We start from the raw sequence: 23048 nt of genomic DNA, 5'->3' as shown, positions 1-23048 counted from the left end.
GGCTATGTTAAAGTGTTTGGTTCACTTTTGTGGGGAATTAACAAAAAGGGGTAATTCAAATGACCTTGGCCAACCGCAGAGACGTTACGACTTAGAAATACCGTATTCTAGCAGGAAAAATGAACTTGGAGGAAATGTACCTCCAAGTTCGTTCCTGTTATTACATTTTTTCTACAGATGTAGAGATTTTATGAATAATTTCTAATAAAGGTAATGTCCCATCGACAATGATATCCGAATTTGGCTTTATCGTTTTTAGCATCTCAAGATAACCCCGTCTTCCTTGTGCAATATAATTTTTCATATCCAACAATATATCATCAATAGAATTATTCTTAAAATCTCTCATCACTCTTCTTGCCATTGCGATATCCAAAGGAGTATCAATAAACACTGCGAAATCAATAAATTTACTCATTTTTGTGTGTTTATAGGCGAACGGAAAATCCAGCACAATGTAATCTAGTGGTTCGCTAAGTAGCCCTTCTAAATCTTTAATCAACGGAACCAAGTTCCAATCATCATAATTAGCTCCTCTGTCTACCCAATCGATCATGTCATCTGGACCTTCAAAATTGTAGTGATCAAAATAAAGTATTTTTGAATTTTGTAAGCTCTGGTTTAACTGTGTGGCTACTGTTGTTTTTCCTCCACCAGATACCGCAGCAATGGCAATGACAAGTGGAAGCTTTCCTTTATTCATACATTCACCCTTTATATCTTTTATACTATTTTACATTACAATTGGAATATTTTGTTACTAAACAAACCTAGTTACCATCATTCCTATTTTTTGCTTATCATATGAAACATTCTTTTCAAATCGACCTTTACCTTTAACATTATGTTGACATGATAGGAAAACATTAAAAAAACAGATTGATTAGGGAGGGGAAAATGACGTGTTTCGTCAAGGTAAAAAGGTGATATTGTCCTTGTTTGCGATCGGTGTCTTGATGCTTATGGGTTTGAGTCCTGCAACGGAGCAAGGAGATCGTTTTTCCATTGCATCAGCGAAAAGCGGACAGCTTGAGGTTGGTGATGTCAATATCGTTCCATTGCAGGTAACAGGACCGGCAAGTGAACGATTGAATCTAATCATTCTGGGAGATGGTTATACCGCTGATGAAATGGACAAGTTTCACGAGGATGTGGATCGGAATCAAAATGTCCAGTGGAGTGTTGAGCCGTTTCGGAGTTATCGGAATTACTTTAACGTATATATGGTAGAGACACCGTCCAAGGAATCAGGAATCAGTTGCGACCCGGATGATGGAAATGTCCGTCGGGATACTGTTTTTCATCTCCAATATGCGAATGAATGTCCGGCTGATCCGTTAGCGCGCGGTGTGACATACGGGGCTGGAGGAGTTGAAGCCAGGGATGCGATACTTAGAGATCATGTGGCTCCGCTTTTAGGAATACCTGAAAAATCTCAAAATATTCAAACGCTTGTTATAGCCAATACGTTTACTTATGGCGGGATCGGCGGCGTGCATGCCACAACAACTGGCGGAAGCCCGCAAGGACCGTTGGTTTCTTTGCACGAGTTGGGTCATTCCTTGGGTCAACTGCAAGATGAATATCCTTATTGGGGCAGAGAATATCCAGGTCTGCCGCATCCGAACAGCGAGCCAAGCTCTTTGCACCATACGCGGATGAGCTCAGAGGAAATGATGGCGCAAAAGGCAAAGTGGTGGCGTTGGTTGGGGGAAGAAAGCGAGTCTGGGGGGATGATTCGGGCTGCGGATCCGGACGGTTACGAAAGTGGTTCAACACGCGGGTCAAATGTTTGGCGTCCCAGCGAGCATTCTATGATGCGGTGGACTGGATTTTACTTCGATCAGGTTGGCAGGGAAATCATGACTCAGCGGATTACTGGAATGAGAAACGCCAATAAGATGCCGGTTAATTCAACGCCTGAAGGAGAAGTCGGCACCGAGGATGTACTATGGGTAGAGACAATGCATCCAAGATTTCATATGCTTGATGTAACGTGGGAGATTAATGGGAAAAGGGTGGCAGATACGAATAATAGCCGCTATTTAGAACTTGGGAAAGTGAATGTAAAAAAGGGAGACAGTATAAAGGCAACTGTGAAGGATACTACCGAATTTGTCCGAGACCCCGCATACTTGGATGGGCCGCGCATGACACAAACGAGAGAGTGGACAGTTGGAGCTCCGCTTCCGAAAAAAGATGTGGAGATTCAGTTCACCAACCATTCTACTACGCTTCATCATTTGACGCATGATGAAATCGTTTTTGTTGAAACAGCCAATCCTGTCGACAGGGTGTTACAAGTAACATGGGAGATTAATGGGAAGAAAATAGAAGACAAACATGATACCCGTCATCTCGATTTAAGCCAGTTCAATTTGCCGAAAGGATCATTTGAATTAAAGGCAAAGGTTATGGACCCGTTGGACTCTGGCGGGGGATCGGATACAGTTGGCTGGACTGTTGACAATGAACTTCCGCTAGCCGAAAAAACATTGTCTGATCCGCTGGCCATGTTAGGGACTGAACATTACGTATATTTCAATGAGTTTGATATGCTGCTTGATCCAAAAGATAATCAATCCGGGTTTGTCGTAGGCGAATTTCGGCTAAATAAAGATGGATGGTACAATTACTTTGGTTTTCCGGACGCCCCTCTGGGTACACCGTTTACATTTTCACATTCCGGAACAGTAGTTAAGGCACTCGTATATGGTAACTTGGGGACAGGAGGTCTTTCGAAGGCTGCTTTTGAGCAAACTTACAATGAGAATGATCCTGGAGGGCCGTTTGTTGCTGGATTTGGCACACATCTCGTTGAACATCGTGCAATTGATGCGGCGGGAAATATCGGCTTATCCAAAGACTTTCACGTGACTGTTTTGCCTGGCGGAAAACCAGCCTGTTCGGAAAAAATGACTGGAAAGCACCCAGGTAATGTAGTGGTGAAAGATGGGGTCGTCTGTATTGAAGATGCTGAAGTATCCGGGGGACTGACGGTCCAAGGAGGCGCATCAATCATAGTATCGAACAGCACAATTCATGGTGCCATTGAGAGTATAAATGCCGAAAGAGTTCAAATAGTCGAATCCACTGTCCAGGGGAAAACAACTGTGATGTCTACGAAAAGCGATGTATCCATTGTAGGCAGCTCATTTAACGGATCGCTTGCTTTGCTCGACAACAACCAAGTATCTGTGAACGAAAAATACGGAGAATACGGGCCGGTTGTAGTTGGAAACTCCGTTCATGGAACGCTCATTTCAGTGCATAATAACGCAAAAGTTGCTGACTTTGGAGCCTCGAATAAAGCAAGTGGGACATCTGATATAAATGCGCAAGATATCCTCTCTTTCATCAAGCATTTTGAAGTAGGAGGAGAGTTCTCCAATCCGGAGGCAGCCCGCGCATTAAAAACTCATATGATCGCTGTTGAGCTTTTTGAAGAAAAGGGAGAAGATGAAAAAGTACTTCAGCATATGGGCGGTTTCGAGACATTGCTTAATAACCAGCAAAAGAATCAATTAATCTCGGAAAAAGCCGGACAAATCCTTAACGCTTTTGCAAACGAGTTCGTTAAAAAAGTAGAAAGCTAATAAGGAAGGAGTGAATGTTTTTTAAAAGAAGGTGAAAAGAGCTTGCTTTCTGTCGGGGGAGACTTTTCCGCATTTGGCCGCTATATGGTGACATACACAATTCTGCTCGCACCTGATTGGGCGAAGTAGTCAGAAAGCTAACTTTGAGGTTCGGACAAAACCCTATAAAATTAAATAAGCCAGCGTGAAATCAAATTTACAAACCTTGATTTCACGCGGTTTTATTTTCACGATTTGTACGGGAATGTCAGTTTGTTTTTAACTTATGTACCAGGCTCTGTTTTTTGTTGGGGTCTTTCGTTCGCCAGTTTTCCATTCTCCAAATATAAAATTCTATCTCCCAGTTTTTCAGCTTCCTCGCGGTTATGAGTGACTAAAATAATGGGAATGCGCCAGAGCTGGTGGATGCGGAGCAATTCTTCATGGCTTTTTATACGCGTATGGTCATCCAATGCGGAAAACGGCTCATCCAAAAGCAGGGCGTCTGGTTCGGTGGCAATCGCTCTTACAAGGGCTACACGCTGTTTTTCGCCACCTGAAATTTCAGAAGGATATTTGTTTGCCAGATGTTCGATTTGCAGTTCTCTCATGAAGTCTTTGGCAAATGTTTCATTTTTCATGCCGTAAGAGATATTTTTCCAGACGGTCATATGTGGAAAAAGGGCGTAATCTTGAAACAAATATCCGATGTTTCTTTTTTGGATGGGAACGAGCGGCTTGCCGTCAAAAAATGTTGTCTCGTTCAAGCGGATGGTCCCGGAGTCGGGCTGGTTCAGTCCCGCAATACAATGTAGGATGGTTGTTTTCCCTGATCCGGAAGGTCCGAACAAGATGACGATTTCATTGGCTGCCGTGAACTGCACCTTCAAGTGAAAATGGGATCGTTTTTTTTGAATATCAACGGTAAGCACATTCGAACCCTCCATCAAGATTTCGTGTGTTTCATCATGTTCTTTTTACTCCACCAGTTTAGCCATAAAATGGCGCTGAATCCAAGGGCAACGATAATGATGACCCAAAAGGTGGCAAGCTCCATATCTCCAGATTCCACTGCGAAGTAGATGGCGAGCGGAATCGTATCCGTCACGTTCGGGATATAGCCGGCGATCATCAAAGTAGCGCCGAATTCACCGAGTGCGCGGGCGAAGGAAAGGACAGTCCCAGCGAGCAAACCCGGCCAGGCAAGCGGAAAGGAAATCGTCCAAAATACTTTCCATTTGGAAGCGCCCATCGTATAGGCGGCACTTTCAACATTCGGATCATATTGTTGAAAAGCGGCGACGGCACTTTGATACATCAATGGAAACGATACGACAATTGCTGCGATGAGGACTCCGTACCAGGTAAAAACAATTTGAAAGTCGAACCAGTCAAGCAACAGCTTGCCAATTATGCCATTTTTTCCGAAAATGTATAACAGGCCGAAGCCGACAACGGTTGGAGGAAGAACGAGCGGCAGCATAATGATGGCTTCCACTACGCTTTTTCCGGTAAAGGAATTGCGCCCAATCACCCTTGCAAGGACGACTCCTGTGATAAAGACGATGATTGTCGCGATAGCAGCCGTTTTAAATGATAATAAAAGCGGAGAGTAGTTCATATGTTCCATCATACCTTACCAACGTTATTTCTTGAATCCGTATTTTTTCATAATGTTTTGAGCTTCCTCTGTTTGCAAAAACGTTAGAAAATCTTCCGCTTCTTTTTCATGCTTCGTATTGGCGATGACGGCGCCCGGGTAAACGATAGGGCCATGCAAAGAATCGTCAACAGTGGCTAACATCTTGATTTTATCGGAATTCACCGCATCACTTTCATAAACAAAACCGATGTCGGCATTCCCGGTTTCCACATATGTTAATACTTGCCGAACGTCTTTTGCCAAAACAAGCTGATCTTTTAGCTCATTCCATTTATTCAAATGATGTAGTGCTTCTTCCGTATATTTACCTGCCGGAACGCTTTTAGGATTGCCAATGGCGATCTGCTCCACATCTTTCGCTGAAATTTGTGCTGCCGAAGTATATTGGATATCGGAATCCGCACTTGTAATCATGACCATTTTATTTCCTGTAATATTTGCTCGTGTCGAACGATTGATTAGGTCTTCTTTTTCCAATGTGTCCATCCATTCCTGGTTGGCAGAAAGAAAAATGTCAACAGGTGCGCCCTGCTGAATTTGCCGGGCTAATGTGCCGGAGCCGCCCAACTGCAAAGTGATATCGACTGTATGGTCTTTTTCATAGAGTTCTTTGATTTCTTCCAGTGCCTCTGTCAGACTGACTGCTGCGGAAACAGTCAATGGTATCTTTTTCCCTTCTGTTTCCTTGTCGACGTTGGTGGTTGTTTCCTTGCTGTTGCATCCTGCCAATAACAACGAAGCGACTAGCAAGATGAATATGGCGAACTTTTTCATCTGAATCCCCCAAAAAAGCAGATTTGGTTATATCTATTTATCATTAGTTATAACTAATTATAGTTAGCTTGAACATATAAGTAAATGATAAAATAGAGTGATTATATGTATTGAGGTGTTGTTGATGGCACACAATGAGTCTTTTACAACGGAAGAGATTGCCCGGCTCTTGAAAGTCTCCAAATTGACGGTTTATGACTTAATTAAAAAAGGGGAATTGAAAGCGTTCCGGGTAGGACGGCAAATGCGTGTGGATGCGAATGAGCTGGAGCATTACAAATTACGGACACTGGAAGTGAAATCTGCTCCGGAAGTGGAAGCTGAAAAAACGGTAAAAGGATCAGTGCGTCAAGTCGTGATCAGCGGCCAGGATAGCAGTCTCGATATTTTGGCCAGACAGATCGAATCGAACACAAACCAGTATCGTCCGTTGCGTTCTTACGCGGGCAGCCTTGACGGCTTGATTGCCATGTATTTGGGAAAAGCGGATATTGTCAGTACGCATTTGCTCGACGGTGATACACTTCAATATAATATTCCCTACATAAGAAAGCTGCTTGTCAGTCAATCCTTTATTGTGATGAACTTGATCGGCCGCAGGGCCGGGCTTTATGTGGCAAAGGGAAATCCATTGCAAATAAGGGGTTGGCCGGACTTGGCCAAGGCTGGTTTAAAGCTGATTAATCGTGAGAAGGGGGCCGGAGCCCGGGTGCTGCTAGACGAACAACTGCGGCTTAACGGTATATCGAAAAAACACGTAAAAGGATATGGAGATATTCAAACAAGCCATTTGGGAGTGGCTAGCAGCGTGGCCAATGGAAGAGCCGATGTCGGTGTCGGCATTGAACATACGGCCAAAGTTGCGAATATTGATTTTATCCCCTTGATGACAGAAAGCTATGATCTTGTCATATTAAAAACAAATGAAAATGAACAGCTCATCGGCAACGTGCAGGCGATTTTACAAAATAAATCTTTTCAAGAAGAATTGCAATCCCTCGGTTATGATGTATCCAGAACTGGTGAAGTAGTATATGAACAGTAAAGATGTTAGTTCGTGAATTGGCCAGGTTTTTAAAACCATGAGGGTACGCCAAGAGATTGCCATAAATATCAAATCAGCATAAAAAAACTGGACCTGCCCGGTCCTGTTTTTTTATGAGCCTATTCGGCAGAAAGCTCTTCCCAAATCTTTTTCATGCGCTCTCTGCCTTGTTGGATGTTTGGTGAAAATTGAATGGCGGCCGCCTGCCTGGTTTCCTGGATAGCTCGTACGGCCTCATCCAATTTTTGATCAATGATCATGGACTCTTTTGCCGCCTGTTTTGCAATCGAGAGTCCGGCGGCAGTCCCTTGGGCCATGGCAATTTTTCCGCTTTCAATCCCGGTGATATTTCCCGCCACAAACAGGCCTTCAAGCGGTGTTTCCATTGTTTCTGAATGAACAGGGACATGCCCTCCCAATTCAGGAATATACCGGAACGGACAGCCGGCGACTGCGGCCAATTCAGCAAGTGGATATAACCCGCCCGCGATGCAAACAAAGTCCGCTTCGTACTCCGTTTGCGAATTTGACATGATATTTCCCCGGGAATCAATATTGACGGTTCGTACCCCTTCCACTTTTGTCTTTCCCACAATTTCAACAGCCGCTTTTCGGAGTTGGAGGGAAGTGCCGTTTACTTTTATGCCTTGTTTCGGATAAAATTGAAGACCCCAGTTTCGGAAAGCAGGACGCTTCATCAAGCGGCTGCCAATGCGCAAAAATCGCGAAGGAGCCAAATGGGAAGCATGGAGCAGGGATTCCATGACATTTTCCGGTATAGCGGCATGTTGACTGAGCGCGTTTTTTTCTGGGAGGATGATCCGTTCCACACGAATGCCGGCCAGTTGCAGTTCATTTAATATGGCAAAGGATAGTATGTTTGCTCCGATAATGATCCCTTTTTTCCCTGCCCGAACCCGGTGGACATTGGTCATCACTTGGGCGGCTCCAATAGACATCACACCCGGCAATGTCCAGCCGGGTATGGGGATTGGAAATTCGGCTGCTCCAGTGGCAAGTAATATAAAAGGAGCATCAAATGTTCCGGCGTCTGTATGGATTTTCCAAAGTTTTTGGGCTTTTTCCAAATCAAAGACTGAAACACCGCAGTGTATATGAACGGACAATTGTTTTGCTTTTTCATGCAGGCGTTTCGATTCTTCTATTCCGTTCCACCATTTTCCCGGTCTTTCTTCGTGTAGCTGTCCAAGCAGCCGGCCGCCCGGCTTTATAAACTCATCGAGTACTGTTACCTCTAGGCCGTGTTGAGCACAGGCAATGGCTCCTGCAAGTCCTGCGGGTCCGGCGCCAATCACAATAACATCGCTCATTTTTTTGCCACCATCTCTTTAATCATATTGGGATGCTGCTTTCCGCTCTCAACAGCCATATCTTTTTTCACAATCGTAAGACAGGCGCGTTGATTTGCCTTCCCGTTGACGGTGACACGGCATTCCATGCAATGGCCAATGTTACAGTAAAATCCGCGAGGTGTTCCACTTTGTTCGTGGACACGGAGTTGGCGGATGCCATTGGCTAAAAGGGCGGCCGCGATTGTTTCTTCTTCGTAAGCGGTATATGTTTCTCCGTCAAATTGAAAAGGAATTTTTTTTCTATGTTCGATTTTGCCTAAAATAGGGTGGTCAATAATTCTAGTCATCAAGATCACCTGCCGTTCCGAAAGTGACCGGTCTGACAGGCGGCTGGTATTTCAACGGAATGTCTGAAACGGAGATGCCCGGCAGTACCTCTTCAATGAGCCGGTCAAGTGTCACCCTGCATGTGCGGCCTCCACAGAAACCCATTCCTGCCCGCGTTCTGAGCTTTAACTCCCTTGCACTGCATGTATATGTTTCAACAGTTGTTTGAATTTGTCCGAAAGTGACTTCCTCACATCGGCAAATGACCAAGTTCTCGTTGCCAGTCATAGGCTTTGCCTCCTTTTGCTGTCTATGCAAGTTTATAATGCAAAAACTGTACCAACAAAGGGAGGATATTCAGTCAAGTCCAAGGCGCTTTAGCCGGTTATACAGGGTGGCTCGTGTGATGCCGAGTTGCTTGGCGCACTCCGCTTTATTTCCTTCTACGATCTTTAAGGCCCGCTCCAACACTTTTCTTTCATGCTTTTCCATTTCGGTCTGAAGCGGCAAAATGGTTTGGTGTTGTTCTTGCTCTTCCCATTTGGGCAGCTGTTTTTGATCAGAGAAGCTGTCCGGAACGAAAGGCAAATACTCTTTTTTGATGATACCGTCCGTCGCAAAAACGACAAGCCGTTCGATGACATTGCGCAGTTCCCGAATATTGCCCGGCCAGTCATACTGTAATAAGGAATGCATAACTTCGGGGGAAAAATCTTGGATGGGACGATCGTAGCGAATAGACAACTCTTTTAAAAAATGATTTGTCAGTTCAATAATATCTTCCTTCCTCTCACGTAAAGGAGGAATTTGGACACTGACGACATTTAAACGGTAAAATAAATCGTCACGGAATTTTCCTTCTTTCACGAGCTCCGATAAGTTTCGATTTGTTGCGGCAATGATACGGAAATCAATATTGATTTCCTTTTCACCGCCAATTCGGTAAAATTTTTGCTCCTGCAACACCCGTAATAATTTTACTTGCATGTCAAGCGGCATTTCTCCCACTTCATCGAGGAATAAAGTTCCTCCGTTAGCCAGTTCAATCTTTCCTTTTTTCCCCTTTTGGCTGGCGCCTGAAAAGGCCCCGCGTTCATAACCGAACATTTCACTTTCAAAGAGAGAATCCGGTATGGCCCCACAGTTAACGGAAATAAATGGGGCGCTTTCTTTTTCGCTTGCATCATGGATGGCTTTCGCGAACACTTCTTTTCCAACGCCGCTTTCCCCTAAAATCAGGACGGTTGACTTAACGGCACACACTTTTTTTGCCAAATCCACTGTTTCCTGGAGGATTCTGCTTTTTCCTTTAATAGCGCTGAACGGATCGTTTGTTTTTCTGTATTTCGCGACCTCTTGCTCGAGGCGGTGTACTTCAAAGGACATGTTAAACAGTTTTTCATTGAGTACTACTTGGCTGGTGACATCCGTTTCCGACACCACGGCCCCAATGATTTCCTCTTCGTAATAGACGGGATTGGAATTAATCAGTACAAATAAGTCGGAACGCGGATGATGTTGTTTGTTTTTAATGCTTTTCCCTTTGTGAAGAGAATGCAAGATTTCCAGTTTGTCAGGTTCAAAAAAGTCCGTAATCAACCGTCCCAATATTTCTTCTTGTTTAATCGAAAATATTTCTTCTGCGCCCTTTGTCCATGTTTTGACACGACCGTCGGCGTCAATGGCCGTCACCGAAGAATCTGATGTGTTGATGACTGCTTCATAAAAAGCGCTTACATGTTGAAAGGAGGTGTAGAGAAACTGGATCATCTGAGCTGCGGTAATATAGCCGTTCGGCTTGTCATTGGCATCAAGCACCACTGTGACGAAAGTTTCTTGGAACGCATTGGTTAACGCCATAAAAGTGTCGTCCTCGTATACCGTTTTACATCGCCATTCTTTTTCAAACGGACTTTTTTGGTAAAAAAACCGCCCGTCTCTTTCCAATATATAGTCCATGTTGTTAGGCCGTATTAACGTATGCAGCACTTCACGGATAGTTGGCAGCGAAAGAGCCATGATTCCACCCCTTATATATAAAAAATTTTACAGTGTAAAGATTATTATACACTAATATGTTCAAGTTTTTAAAATTTTCCCGAAAGTAATATTGATTTTCTCATGTGGCAGGCGGAGCGACCTGGCACAGTATTTGCAACCTATAAAAAGTAAGCACCGAAGGGAGGAACAGCTTTGAAACATTGTGATGTGTTCATCATCGGCGGCGGAATTATCGGGTGTGCTATCGCCTATTACGTGTCCAAATCCGGTCGGCAAGTGACCCTTGTTGAAAAAGGAGATTTTGTAAGCGGCACTTCTTCTCGTTGTGATGGAAATATTTTGGCTATAGATAAAGATCCGGGTTTTGACAGCCAGATGTCTTTGGTCAGCCAGAAGCTTGTCGCTGATTTATCACGGCAGTTGGATTATCCATTTGAATACCGCGCACCAGGAAGTATTCTTGTTTGTGAATCTGAAGAAGAAATGGAAGCTGCGGAGCAATGGGTGGAACGCCAAAAAGCGGCAGGATTGCCGTTTCGGATGTTGGACCGAAATGATATACGGCATGAGTCCAAGTATTTTGCTGACGACTTGCTTGGGGGCTTGGAATGTTCCACAGATTCAACCGTCAATCCATATATGCTTGCTTTTGCATTGTTGGAAGCGGCAAAGCAGCAAGGATCAGAGGCTTGGAAACATACGGAGGTGAGGCGTGTAAAAAAGGAAGGAGACGGGTCTTTTTCCATTGATACGTCAAACGGAATGTTTACCGCTAACCATGTGGTGAATGCCGCTGGCGTCTGGGCGCCTAAAATCGGGGAGATGCTGGGCCTGTCGATTCCGATCAAGCCAAGGAAAGGGCATATCATTGTCGCCTCCAGACAAGAACAGATCGGTTTGCGTAAAGTGATGGAGTTTGGCTATTTAATTTCCAAGTTTGGCGGGGAGCGCCGGGTTGATCCGCTTACAGAGAAATATGGGGTGGCGCTTGTCTTTGAACCGACGGAAAGCCAGAATTTTTTAATCGGGAGCAGCCGGGAATTTGTCGATTTTAACACGAAGGTAGAGCATGAAGTCATTCAATGTATTGCCCGCAGAGCGATTCGCTTTTATCCAAAAATGGCTGACATGATGATAATCCGTACTTACGCAGGTCTCCGGCCGTACACGGAAGATCATTTGCCGATTGTGTCGCGAGTGGATGAGATTCCAAATTTTTACATAGCGGCAGGACATGAGGGGGATGGAATCAGCCTGGCGGCTGTCACAGGGAAAGTTGTGGAGGAGCTCATGAATGAAAAAGAGACCAGTATTCCGATTCAACCTTTAAGCTATCATCGTTTTCAGAAAGGGGTGGCAAGTATTTGAAGGCGCAAAAAGTGTTTACAACGATAGATACACATACAGGAGGAAATCCCACGAGAACTCTCATCAGCGGGCTTCCCGAACTAAAAGGAAACACGATGTCGGAGAAGATGCTGTACATGAAAAAAGAGTATGACTGGATCCGCAAGCTGCTCATGAATGAGCCCAGAGGGCATGATGTGATGTCGGGAGTGCTTTTGACAGAGCCGTGCGATCCCGCGGCGGATATCGGCGTCATCTACATTGAAACAGGCGGATATTTGCCGATGTGCGGCCATGATACGATTGGCGTCTGCACAGCTTTGACAGAGTCGGGGCTCATCTCTGTAAAAGAGCCGGTGACCTCCTTGACATTGGATACACCGGCCGGGTTGGTGGAAGTGGATATCCTTGTCGAAAACGGAAAGGCGGTCACCGTTTCTTTTAACAATGTGCCATCCTTTTTGTTAAAGAGCGTCAGCGTTGATGTGGAAGGCATCGGCGAGGTGCAGGCGGATATCGCGTACGGGGGAAACTTTTACGCGATTATTGACGCCAAATCAGTGGGACTCGATTTGATTCCTGAAAACGCTTCCGACATTATTGCAAAGGCGATCAACATTCGTAACGCCATCAACGAATCAACGGAAGTGGTCCACCCGCAATTTCCGTTTATCAGGGGATTGACCCATGTGGAATTTTTTACGGAGCCAACGCATAAAGAAGCGGATGTAAAAAACACCGTTGTCGTCCCGCCGGGCGGGATCGACCGTTCACCGTGCGGGACGGGGACTTCTGCCAAGCTGGCTGTTCTTTATGCCAATGACGAAATAGGGATAGAAGAAGAATTTGTCCATGAGAGTATAGTCGGCACATTATTTACAGGGCGTGTGCTTCATGAAACGCAAGTCCAAGGAATGGACGCGGTTGTGGCAAACATATCGGGATCGGCCTGGCTGATGGGCATGCACCGCTTTTTCTACAATGAGGAAGATCCGCTTAGGGAAGGGTTTCTTCTTATTCCGCCGATGGAGCATGAAACGGAGGATGTGACATGAAACTGCAAAAAATGTATCACACGACTGACGTGCATGTGGCAGGCGAAGTTTTTCGGATCATCCATGATGTGCCACTCGTTCATTACAGAAGTCTGCAACAATTGGAGGAGCAGCTGCCGGCCACTTTTTCGGAAGAAATGAAATTGCTTGTAAAAGAGCCGCGCGGATTTGCGGGGATCACCGGCTGTCTCGTTGTTCCGCCTGTCAGTGAAGAAGCGGATGTGGCTGTTATCTTTTTTGATCATGAAGGCACAGTGCCTGTTCATAATGCCGGAGTTGCCGCCATCACTACTGCCCTGCTTGAAAATGGCCGCTTAAAGGAGAAACAATCAAGCGAGTATTTGATAGAAACCGTTCAAGGCATCGTTTTTGCATCGGCGGTAATGGAAAAGGAACAGGTTGTATCCGTTATTGTGGAGACAGGTTCGTTTACTCTCGTGAAGTCTGACATTCCTTTTTTAGAGACAATGTATACCCTCGTGCAGGGGGAGCATTTGTATGCTCTGTTTGACGCGAAGGAAGTTGGCGCCGTGCTGGAACTCGCCAATCTTTCAGAATTAAAAGAATGGGGACGACAGGCTGTTCAAAAGTTGGCAAGGGAACGCGCAGTTGAAAGGGTTGTGTTAATGGATTGGGCGGAAGCATCCAAGGGAAGGGTGAAATCAGTCACGTTCCGGGAGGACGGATGGCTCGTCCGTTCGCCGGGCTTCGGTTCGACGGCGGCCTGTTTTACAAGTCTGGTGGGGAAAGGGGAAATCCGGTCGGAACAACGGCTAGTGAATGAAAGCATTTTTGGAAGTTTTCTTGAAGCAAATTTGCTTCAAGTCGACGGCGACAATCGGTTCAGTATACGTGCGAGAGGGTTTATGACAGGGGCGCAAACGTTTATCCTCGATCCAACGGACCCTCTGCCTGACGGTTTTTTGCTTAAGTAATGGCATTCCTGGTTTATGAAAAATGAGGAGGAAAACCATGGTAAAAGAAAAGCGTCTTCCCAATCTGCCTGAAGTAATCTTTGTGTTAGTGAGTTTTATTGTCATCATGTACGTGTTTGTTGCGCAAATTGGCCTTCCGATTCAATTGGCATTGTTCGTTTCCTGGTTTGTCATTATGCTTGTCGGCCTTAAAATCGGTTACACGTATTCCGATTTGCAGGATGGCATTTTAAAGGGGATTCATAACGGTTTGGAAGCTGTCTTGGTCCTCATTACGGTGGGGGCGTTGATTGGTACATGGATTGCCGGCGGAATCGTTCCGAGCATCATTTATTATGGTCTCACCATTATTAATCCGACGATCTTTTTATTTGCCGCTTTCGTTATTTGTACGTTGACATCGCTGGCAACCGGAACGTCATTCGGCACAGCGGGCACTGCCGGCATCGCCATGATGGGGATTGGACACAGTTTTGGAATACCGATAGCGCTTGTGGCAGGGGCCGTCATTTCCGGAGCTTATGTTGGAGATAAAATGTCTCCGCTTTCAGACACGACGATCATGACGGCCTCATTGACGAAAGTAAACTTGATTGAGCACATCAAATCCATGCTGTATGTCAGTGTTCCCGCTTGGGTGTTAACGGGGTTGTTATTTATCTTTACCGGTTTGTTTTACGTGAACAAAAGCGGCGACCTAAGCCGTGCAGAAGCGACGATGGCTTCATTGCAGGAGCATTTTCATATCGGCTGGTATATGCTCATTCCTGCCGTGATTGTTATTATCCTTCTAGCCATGAAAAAGCCCTCGATTCCGACGATTGCTTTTGGTGCCTTGCTCGGAGCCATTTGGTCCTTTCTATTTCAAGATATGACGATACTGGATGCGATTAAAACTTCCTACAGCGGATTTGCGATTGAATCGGGCGTCGATTTTATCGACAATTTGCTCAACAGGGGCGGGATTGTCTCCATGCTTGATGTCATTGTTCTCATTTTGTTTGCTCTTGGCGTTGGCGGTTTGATGGAGAAAATCGGCATATTGCAGGTTATTTGCAACACGATGCTTGCTTGGGCGGATAATGCGGGGAAAGTGACACTTTCTACGATCATTTCCGGATTTTTTGGGAACTTCTTTGGAGGCGCTGCTTACGTATCCATTATCACGGCGAGTAAGATTACCGAAAAAAACTATGATCGTCTTGGCATTGACCGGCGGGTGCTTTCAAGAAATACAGAAGCGGGCGGAACAGTTACGACGCCGATGGTGCCGTGGAGTGATGGCGGGGTATATATGGCCACTGTATTAGGTGTAAGCACTTTGTCCTACCTTCCCTTTTTATGGTTTAACTTTTTGGCTGTATTCATTACGTTGATTTACGGGTTTACGAATAAGTTTATTTGGTATACGAACGATTCGGACAGTGAAGATACGGATCAACAAATTGCAAGTCTATAACATAATGAATGGAGGAAGTAAAATGTCAAAAATCAGGGGAGCTTTTCCGGTTTTAATTACCCCGATGAATGAACATCAGGAGATTGATTGGGGAGGTGTTAAGAACAATATACATTATTTTATCGACCAAGGTGTGGCTGGAGTCATTATCAATGGGAGCACCGGAGAGTTTGTCAGTCTGACGAAAGAAGAAAAATATAAGATGGTTGAAACGGTGGTTCAAGAAGTAAACGGACGAATTCCTGTAATGGTTGGGACAGCGTCCGAAACGACGAAAGAAACAATCGAATACACGAAACAGGCGGAAGCGAATGGCGCGGACGCCGCCTTGATCATTAATCCTTACTATTGCAAACCGAAGGAAGAAGAAATCTATTTTCATTTTAAAGAAGTTGCCAAAGAAACGGATATTCCGATCATGCTGTATAACAATCCAGGTCTGTCCGGCATCGATATGAGCACGGAGTTGATGCTGCGGCTTGCAAGAGAATGTGAAACCATTACACATGTCAAAGAATCGAGCGGCGATATTCAGAAAGCGAGAGACCTCGCCCGTGAAGGAAAAGGCGACATTGAAGTGTTTTGCGGAGCTGAAGAGCTGGTCATGGAATCTTATTTCGTCGGAGCAACGGGCTGGGTGTCCGTAGCGGGCAATATTGTGCCGAAACTGGTGACAGATATGTTTCACTACTTCCAAAATGGTGAAATTGACAAGGCCTGGGAAATCAACGACCGCATTCTTCCTCTCTGTCATTTCCTTGAAGGATCGGGGAAATATGTCCAAATTGTCAAGCGGGCTCTGGAATTGACCGGGCAGGCCGGCGGACCGTCGCGCTATCCAAGACTGGGATTGTCGCCGGCTGAAGAACAGCAGTTGAGAGATATTTTATCTCAATTAAACATTACACTCGCCACAGTAAAATAAAAGAATATGATGTTTGCGAAATTCAGTGGAAAGGACAGGATTACATGGTTTAGTAAAATGTCAATCTTCTACCAGGGGTGGTAAGCCATGAATGTTCATTTAATCATTGTTATTGTGTATTTAACTAGCATGGTTTTCTTAGGAATGTATTTTGCTAAGCGCGAAGTTAAAAATACCGAGGATTTTATGATAGCAGGGCGGCGATTGCCGGGTTTTATCCTCGTTGGAACATTGCTTGCCACGTGGGTGGGATCAGGAACAATAGTCGGAGGGGCCAGTTTTATTTTTCAATACGGGCCTCTCGCCTCTATTATTTACTTTGCCGGTGGACCTATTGGGATCATGATTTTATACTTCATTGCCGATAAGGCCCGATTATTGAAGAAAAATACTTTACCAGAAATGTTGGAGAATAGATATGGAAGTACTACTCGGCTTGTCGCCACTGTTTTTATCCTGTTGGCGTATGTGGGCATTACCGCTTACCAATTCATAGGCGGAGGAGTCATACTGAGTATGACGACTGACATATCACCTGAAACCGGCACGATTCTCATTGCTGTTTTTGTCATATTTTTAGCTGTAACAGGTGGACTATTTTCTGTCTCTTACACAGATTTTGTAAGCGCTATATTGATTGTGTTTGGATTTTTAATCGCTGTCCCATTTTTATTGCCCAAGGTAGATGGTTTTTCTGGAATGGTTTCCGCATTGCCTGACAGTCATGTAAGCTGGTCGGGAGGATTGACATTCCCGCAATTGTTGGGGTTCTTTTTACCGACCTTCCTATTAATACTGGGAGACCAAAATATGTACAATCGATTTTCGGCAGCCAGGGACGAAATCACCGCAAAAAAATCAACAATCGGATTCTTTTTTGGGAATGTCATCATTATTAGTTTAGCGATCTTTATTGCGACAACTGCTGTTGTGTTATACCCGGAAATTCAATCTGACACTTCTATTTTTCATATTGCCGCAAATGCAGTACCGGTTCCCGTTGGGTCACTGATATTGGTTGCTTCCATTGCGTTGGTCATTACGACAGCTAACTCCTTTTTATTATCCATTGCCGGAAATATCGTTTACGACATTTACTCTCGATTTAAGGGTACGCTCACAGATCGGCAGCATTTACGTTTTAGTCGGATGTCTGTTATACTGCTTGGTATTTTGGCCTATGTACTCGGTACTTTTTTTCCGAGTGTATTAGAAGTACAAATGTATTCTTACACGATGTATGGTGCAGCAATTACACCCGTTGTGATGGCGACATTTTTTTGGAAAAGAGCCAATACGGCGGGGGCGCTGGCTTCTATTATTACTGGTGGGATGGCAACCCTTTTCTGGGAACTTGTACTCAATAAGCCGTTTGATTGGAACAGTGTTTTGTTTTCTTTGCCGTTATCGGTCGCTGCCCTCATTATTATCACGTTACTCACGTCAAAAAAGAAGGATATCGCGAGTATGGATACAGATTCAACAATCGTTCATCAAGCAAATGATAAACTTCCGGGAGGTCGGTGAAAAATGAATATAGACCATCGGTTAAATGAATTAAGAACGTTTATGAATGAGCAAGGGCTTGCGGCTTGTGTCATTTCTAATCCGGATCATCAATATTATCTCAGTTCCTTTAAGGCGATCTTATATTCGCGTCCCATTCTATTTGTGCTAGATGAAAAATCAACGAGCTTAATCGTTCCGGCGTTGGAAGAGGTTCATGCCAAGGAAGAAGCAAAGATAGATCGTATTCTTACTTATTATGAACATCCGGAAAAAGCAAAGGAAGGTATTCATCCATATCAACATTTGGAAAAATTGCTCGTTCCGTATTCGACAGGATCAAAAATCGGCATCGATATGAGTGCGACTTCCGCGTGTCTGGCTGAATGGATACGGAAGTTGGGATTTACACTCGTTGATGTAGGACAAAAAATCGTTGAAATGCGTTATATAAAAGATGAAGAAGAGTTGAAGTTGATAGAGGAAGCGGGCCGGCTTGCCAACTTGGCGGTAGATCAATCTTTAAAGGCGTGTAGAGAAGGAATCACGGAAATCGAAATGGATGCGGCAGGAAATGAAGCTTTATTTAAGGAAACGGCTAAAAAGCATCCAAACTCAACACTGGATTTATTTGCCATGTCTCCTTCCGGCATAGAACGCACGATCATGCCGCATGTCTTTTCAAATACAAGGAAACTACGAAAAGGAGATGTGATTATTCATAGCCGTCAAGTGGCACTCAACGGTTATCGGGCCGAGCTGGAAAGAACGGTAGTCCTTGGCGAATTAACGAAAGAGCAAAGAAGAGGTTTTGAAGCGGCAAAACTGGCCCAGCAAGCATCAATTGATTTTATTAAACCGGGAGTTACGGCCGCTGAAGTCGACGAGGTATCAAGAAATGTGTTAAGAGAGGCTGGATTTGGACAGTACGCCATTCACAGGGCTGGGCATGGCATTGGGATATCCGCGCATGAAGAGCCTTCATTACGGTTTGATAATGATTTGATGTTAAAAAAGGGGATGGTATTTACGATTGAGCCGGGAATTTTCATTCCAGGCATAGGGGGATTTAGACACTCAGATACACTTATACTGACTGAGAATGGTCATAGACTCATCACCGAATACCCGCGTGAATTAGAAGATTTAACCTATCGTTAATCCGGGAGTTACTATACATCCGGACTTTCTCCGATACGCCTGTTGCAGATTCGCAGGACAAATAGTGACTGCCTGTCACCGTATTGGACAAATTTTTCATGAGTCCTTGAACATATTGCAATGTCCGCAAAAATCTGATGAAAAAAATTTGCAACTAAATGATCCATTTATCGGAGGTATGTTTATGGAATTTATCATAAATGGGGTAACGGCTTTTTGTGGTGAAAATCTGGCATTGAAAGAAGAGCAGGCTATTTGGATTAAAGATGAGATGATTTATAAAGTTTTACCAAGTGATCAAATTCCATCAGATAAGCATGTCATTGATAGAAGCGGGATGTTTTTGCTTCCTGGATTAATCGATTTACATGTCCATATTATTTGGGACGGTGAGACGGACCCTGTTAAAACGAATGCGGAAGAAAGCTATGAACAAATTATCATTCGCGCTGTAACCAATTACCAAAAATATATAACGAAAGGGATTACGACAATCAGGGATCTTGGTTCCATAAAAGATATTGCCTTACATGTGGCCGAAGCAGCCGATAGAAACCTGATCGCCGGTTCAAGATTAGTCGCATGTGGAAAAACGATCACGATGACGGGCGGACATGATCCTTTTTGGGGAAGTTTTTCGGATGGACCTTCCGAAGTTCTAAAAGCGACACGAGAGCAAATATACAAACATGCCGGGGTTATTAAAGTAAGCGCCACCGGAGGAGTATATGGCAGAAGCAAAGGCGAAGTAGCCGAAAGATCGGAACTCACTTACGAAGAGTTAAAGATTATATGTGAGGAGGCTAATCGATTTGATCTTAAGGTAGCCTCCCATGCCATTGGAAGGGAGGGGATTATCAACTCTATTAATGCGGGAGTAGATTCAATCGAGCATGGTCATTATATCGATGAGGAGATCGTCGAGTTAATGAATAGAAAGGGTTCATCGTGGGTACCGACATTGGAAGTCTATCAAAAGCTTGCCAGTCTGGAGCATGTGCCTTTATATGCCCGAGAAAAAGCAAAAAAAGTAATAGAGGCGCACGAGAAAGCATTTTGTCAGTTTTTTGATCAAGTGCTTGTTGGCGCCGGTTCGGATGCCGGATCCATATCCACTCCTCACCCCTCTTTGCTGGGTGAACTTCATACAATGAATAAATATGTGAATAATCCTAGAGACATTTTGAAAACGGCGACAGTCAATGCGGGAAAGATATTAGGAATTCCTACAGGCCAAATTACAGAAGGCTATTTCGCCGATTTTATTTTAATGGATCAAAACCCTTTATTAGATCTCAATCACCTCGAAGAAATAAAAGAAGTTTATTTAGAAGGAAAAAGATTTGTATAAAAATGTATTCTATTACAAAAAGGAGACTTATCTATGATTACTTCTTATGCAACTTTGAATGAAAAGGTAAAGGATTTTTTAAGTAAACCGATTGGTCTATATATAAATGGAAATTTTGTGCCGGCGAAAAGCGGGAAAACATTTGAAACATTAAATCCGGCGACAGAGGAAGTGCTGGCAACGGTGAGCGAAGCACAGGCAGAAGATATTGATGCGGCTGTCGAGGCCGCCCACAGGGCTTTTCATGAAGGACCATGGTCTGCTTTGACAACGGCCGAGCGCTCACATTTGATCTATAAATTGGCTGATTTGCTGGAGGAGAACAGAGAAGAGCTTGCCCAGCTTGAAACGCTTGATAATGGCAAGCCATTTAAAAATGCCCTGGAAGATGATGTGGATGGAACCGTGAACCATTTTCGCTATTATGCCGGCTGGGCGACGAAGTTGTATGGACAAACGATTCCCATCTCTAAACAATATTTAAATTATACGGTTCATGAGCCAGTCGGGGTGGTGGGGCAGATTATTCCCTGGAATTTTCCGCTGGCAATGGCCTCATGGAAACTGGGAGCGGCACTTGCAACGGGTTGCACTGTTGTCATCAAGCCTGCCGAACAGACTCCCTTGTCGCTTCTTTATACAGCAAGACTTTTTAAAGAGGCAGGCTTTCCCGACGGTGTGGTCAATATTGTTCCGGGATTCGGGCCCGAAGCAGGCGAAGCAATCGTCACCCATCCGAAAGTAAATAAAGTTGCATTTACCGGATCGACCGTCACGGGAAAAAACATTATGAAGAAAGCGGCAGATCAAATCAAACATGTAACCCTGGAGCTCGGAGGCAAATCGCCAAATATTATTTTTGAAGATGCCAATGTGGAAGAAGCGATTGAAGGGGCTTTCCAAGGGATCATGTACAATCATGGGCAAAATTGCAGCGCGGGTTCACGCGTCTACGTCCAGCGTTCATTGTATGATCAAGTGTTGAATGCCCTAGTTGAAAAAGCGAACGAACTCGTTCTTGGCAATGGGTTGGACGATAAAACGGAAATGGGGCCGCTCATATCCATGAAACAATTAGAACGCGTCCTTGGCTATGTTCAAAAGGGAGAGGAAGAAGGAGCCAAAATGGTTGCAGGCGGAAAACGGGCATTCGATACAGGCTTCTTCATGCAACCGACTATTTTTGCCGATGTGACAGACGATATGACCATCGCCAGGGAAGAAATTTTCGGGCCGGTCGTTGTGGTGATGCCGTTTGACACGGTAGAAGAGGTCATTCGCAGGGCAAACGACAGTCATTATGGTTTGGCCGCCGGAATCTGGTCGGAAAATATTCAAACTGCCCATTATGTGGCCAGTCGTCTCGAGGCAGGAACCGTTTGGATTAATGACTACGGCTTGGAAATGGAAGGCGCGCCATTTGGGGGCTATAAACAATCGGGAATCGGCCGAGAACTTGGAAGCTATGCGCTGAATGAATATACCGAGGTAAAAAGTGTTTGGGTGAAAGTGAGATCGTAATCCATAGATTTTTAGAGAAAAACTGCCATAAAGGGGCCGGGACGCCCCCTTGTAAAAATGAAATAAATCGCATGGAATCAAGTTTAAAACCTTGGTTTCACGCGGTATTATTCTAACGATTTTTACGAATATTAATCAACTTTCAACTTATGTCCCAGCCCCTAGGCTGTCAAGAAACCTCGAAGAAAACTTAATCACGGCAAATCCATCCTCCCCTTTGGGGATTACTCGTCTTTTTTGGGGGAAGCGACTTTTGGGGTTTACTAGCGACTATTTTGATTTACTCCCGACGGAAAGCGAAATATGTTGACGTAGCGATGAGGGGGATTTTTTTACACAAATAAACCGGACAATTATAAATGAATTGTTCGGTTTTTGCTATTTCGTATTTGCTTATGTCCCGGCCACTTCCTCATAAAACCTTTTCATGAAAAATCAATTTTATTAAAAAAAAGGTTGATTCACTCTATTTTTTACAGTATAATCATAAATAATTTCAGTAATACTGTAAAAATAGAGAAGAGAGGATTTTGATGGAGGACATTTTTATTAAGATTCAAAAGTTGAGAAAAGAGAGGAGGCTGACTTTAAAAGAGCTGAGTACGGCGACTGGTCTTTCCATTAGTTTTTTATCGCAAGTCGAGAGAGGAACAACGTCATTGGCGATCACTTCATTGAAGAAAATAGCAGATGCTTTAGAAGTGCCCATGGTCTATTTCTTCGAAGAGGAGAGGGATGTAAACTATGCGGTTTATAAAAAAGACCAACATCCTTTTCGAATAGGCAGTTCGGATTCCACGCTCATCAGATTAAGCAGTCAGTTCCCAGAAAGAAAAATAGATGCCTTTATTATTACGTTAGATCCAAAACATAAAGATCCGGAATTGGTTCAGCATCCGGGAGAAGAGTTTTATTATGTATTGGAAGGCGAGGTTCTCATTTATATTCATGACAAAACATACTTGTTAAAAAAGGGAGATGCCATCCATTTTCCTTCAACCATTCCTCATAAATGGGAAAATCCGCTTGATAGCGAGACGACATTAATCAGCTCTGTAACACCAGCCGTTTTTTGATTCGCAGCAGATAA

20 protein-coding genes are annotated in these 23048 nt (G+C 44.3%); 12 read left to right on the top strand and 8 right to left on the bottom strand.

Translation table 11 applies throughout. From position 1 onward, the window contains the following. Positions 1-160: 160 nt before the first annotated feature. Positions 161-703 carry a nucleoside/nucleotide kinase family protein gene (locus JOC94_RS08820; protein WP_077113584.1) on the bottom strand — a complete coding sequence of 181 codons (543 nt, stop codon included), beginning with the start codon at positions 701-703 and terminating at the stop codon, positions 161-163. Positions 704-902: 199 nt separating this feature from the next. Here JOC94_RS08820 and JOC94_RS08815 point away from each other — a divergent pair, with 199 nt between their 5' ends. Then, complete coding sequence (locus tag JOC94_RS08815; RefSeq protein ID WP_077113583.1) at positions 903-3596, top strand: M64 family metallopeptidase; 2694 nt, start codon at positions 903-905, stop codon at positions 3594-3596. A 263-nt stretch (positions 3597-3859) separates the two neighbouring features. On the opposite strand, the gene JOC94_RS08810 is transcribed toward JOC94_RS08815, so the two are convergent. From JOC94_RS08810 to modA, 3 genes are read right to left on the bottom strand one after another with little or no spacing between them, the layout of a single operon-like run. Then, positions 3860-4507 (bottom strand): ATP-binding cassette domain-containing protein, encoded by a 648-nt coding sequence (locus tag JOC94_RS08810; protein ID WP_077113582.1) that lies wholly within the window; start codon positions 4505-4507, stop codon positions 3860-3862. Between the two features lie 14 nt (positions 4508-4521). Next, a complete protein-coding gene (modB, locus tag JOC94_RS08805) occupies positions 4522-5196 on the bottom strand; it encodes a molybdate ABC transporter permease subunit (RefSeq protein WP_077113625.1) in 675 nt (224 codons plus the stop codon). A gap of 24 nt (positions 5197-5220) precedes the next feature. Next, positions 5221-6012 (bottom strand): molybdate ABC transporter substrate-binding protein, encoded by a 792-nt coding sequence (modA, locus tag JOC94_RS08800; RefSeq protein WP_077113581.1) that lies wholly within the window; start codon positions 6010-6012, stop codon positions 5221-5223. A gap of 124 nt (positions 6013-6136) precedes the next feature. On the opposite strand from modA, the gene JOC94_RS08795 reads away from it, so the two are divergent. Further along, positions 6137-7057 carry a substrate-binding domain-containing protein gene (locus JOC94_RS08795; protein ID WP_205179089.1) on the top strand — a complete coding sequence of 307 codons (921 nt, stop codon included), beginning with the start codon at positions 6137-6139 and terminating at the stop codon, positions 7055-7057. A 119-nt stretch (positions 7058-7176) separates the two neighbouring features. Here JOC94_RS08795 and JOC94_RS08790 read toward each other — a convergent pair whose 3' ends face one another. From JOC94_RS08790 to JOC94_RS08775, 4 genes are all read right to left on the bottom strand, one after another. Then, on the bottom strand, positions 7177-8388 hold the full coding sequence (locus JOC94_RS08790; RefSeq protein WP_205179087.1) for an NAD(P)/FAD-dependent oxidoreductase: 1212 nt from the start codon (positions 8386-8388) through the stop codon (positions 7177-7179). Next, positions 8385-8717: a (2Fe-2S)-binding protein gene (locus tag JOC94_RS08785; protein ID WP_205179085.1), complete on the bottom strand. Its 333-nt coding sequence runs from the start codon at positions 8715-8717 to the stop codon at positions 8385-8387. Before JOC94_RS08785 ends, JOC94_RS08790 begins: the two co-directional genes overlap by 4 nt. Beyond that, positions 8710-8985 (bottom strand): (2Fe-2S)-binding protein, encoded by a 276-nt coding sequence (locus JOC94_RS08780; protein WP_077113577.1) that lies wholly within the window; start codon positions 8983-8985, stop codon positions 8710-8712. Before JOC94_RS08780 ends, JOC94_RS08785 begins: the two co-directional genes overlap by 8 nt. A 69-nt stretch (positions 8986-9054) precedes the next feature. Continuing rightward, positions 9055-10716 carry a sigma-54 interaction domain-containing protein gene (locus JOC94_RS08775; RefSeq protein ID WP_205179082.1) on the bottom strand — a complete coding sequence of 554 codons (1662 nt, stop codon included), beginning with the start codon at positions 10714-10716 and terminating at the stop codon, positions 9055-9057. Between the two features lie 174 nt (positions 10717-10890). Between JOC94_RS08775 and JOC94_RS08770 the strand changes: the two genes are divergently transcribed. The 10 genes from JOC94_RS08770 (at position 10891) to JOC94_RS08725 (ending at position 23034) form a co-directional block, all read left to right on the top strand. Then, positions 10891-12066, top strand: a complete 1176-nt coding sequence (locus JOC94_RS08770) for an NAD(P)/FAD-dependent oxidoreductase (protein ID WP_205179074.1) — start codon at positions 10891-10893, stop codon at positions 12064-12066. Continuing rightward, on the top strand, positions 12063-13100 hold the full coding sequence (locus JOC94_RS08765) for a proline racemase family protein (RefSeq protein WP_205179072.1): 1038 nt from the start codon (positions 12063-12065) through the stop codon (positions 13098-13100). The genes JOC94_RS08770 and JOC94_RS08765 overlap by 4 nt, the downstream gene beginning before the upstream one ends. After that, positions 13097-14035 carry a proline racemase family protein gene (locus JOC94_RS08760; RefSeq protein WP_205179070.1) on the top strand — a complete coding sequence of 313 codons (939 nt, stop codon included), beginning with the start codon at positions 13097-13099 and terminating at the stop codon, positions 14033-14035. Before JOC94_RS08765 ends, JOC94_RS08760 begins: the two co-directional genes overlap by 4 nt. A gap of 37 nt (positions 14036-14072) precedes the next feature. Then, the gene (gene nhaC / locus JOC94_RS08755; protein WP_077113572.1) at positions 14073-15494 is read left to right on the top strand and encodes a Na+/H+ antiporter NhaC; all 1422 of its coding nucleotides are present in this window, start codon (positions 14073-14075) and stop codon (positions 15492-15494) included. 22 nt (positions 15495-15516) lie between these two features. Continuing rightward, positions 15517-16419 carry a 4-hydroxy-tetrahydrodipicolinate synthase gene (dapA, locus tag JOC94_RS08750; protein ID WP_077113571.1) on the top strand — a complete coding sequence of 301 codons (903 nt, stop codon included), beginning with the start codon at positions 15517-15519 and terminating at the stop codon, positions 16417-16419. Positions 16420-16506: 87 nt separating this feature from the next. Next, positions 16507-17946, top strand: coding sequence for a sodium:solute symporter family protein (locus JOC94_RS08745; protein ID WP_205179061.1), 1440 nt, complete (start codon positions 16507-16509; stop codon positions 17944-17946). A 3-nt stretch (positions 17947-17949) separates the two neighbouring features. Next, positions 17950-19086: a M24 family metallopeptidase gene (locus JOC94_RS08740; protein WP_205179059.1), complete on the top strand. Its 1137-nt coding sequence runs from the start codon at positions 17950-17952 to the stop codon at positions 19084-19086. A 184-nt stretch (positions 19087-19270) separates the two neighbouring features. Next, positions 19271-20437, top strand: a complete 1167-nt coding sequence (locus tag JOC94_RS08735) for a metal-dependent hydrolase family protein (RefSeq protein WP_205179052.1) — start codon at positions 19271-19273, stop codon at positions 20435-20437. A gap of 33 nt (positions 20438-20470) precedes the next feature. Then, positions 20471-21958 (top strand): aldehyde dehydrogenase family protein, encoded by a 1488-nt coding sequence (locus JOC94_RS08730; protein WP_205179050.1) that lies wholly within the window; start codon positions 20471-20473, stop codon positions 21956-21958. Between the two features lie 533 nt (positions 21959-22491). Then, complete coding sequence (locus JOC94_RS08725) at positions 22492-23034, top strand: cupin domain-containing protein (protein ID WP_077113567.1); 543 nt, start codon at positions 22492-22494, stop codon at positions 23032-23034. The last annotated feature ends 14 nt before the right edge of the window (positions 23035-23048 follow it).

Source organism: Siminovitchia thermophila (assembly GCF_016909185.1).
In the GTDB taxonomy this organism is placed as follows: domain Bacteria; phylum Bacillota; class Bacilli; order Bacillales; family Bacillaceae_C; genus Siminovitchia; species Siminovitchia thermophila.
The sequence above is the reverse complement of the archived record's forward strand: the minus strand, read 5'-3'. Positions and strand labels throughout refer to the sequence as shown.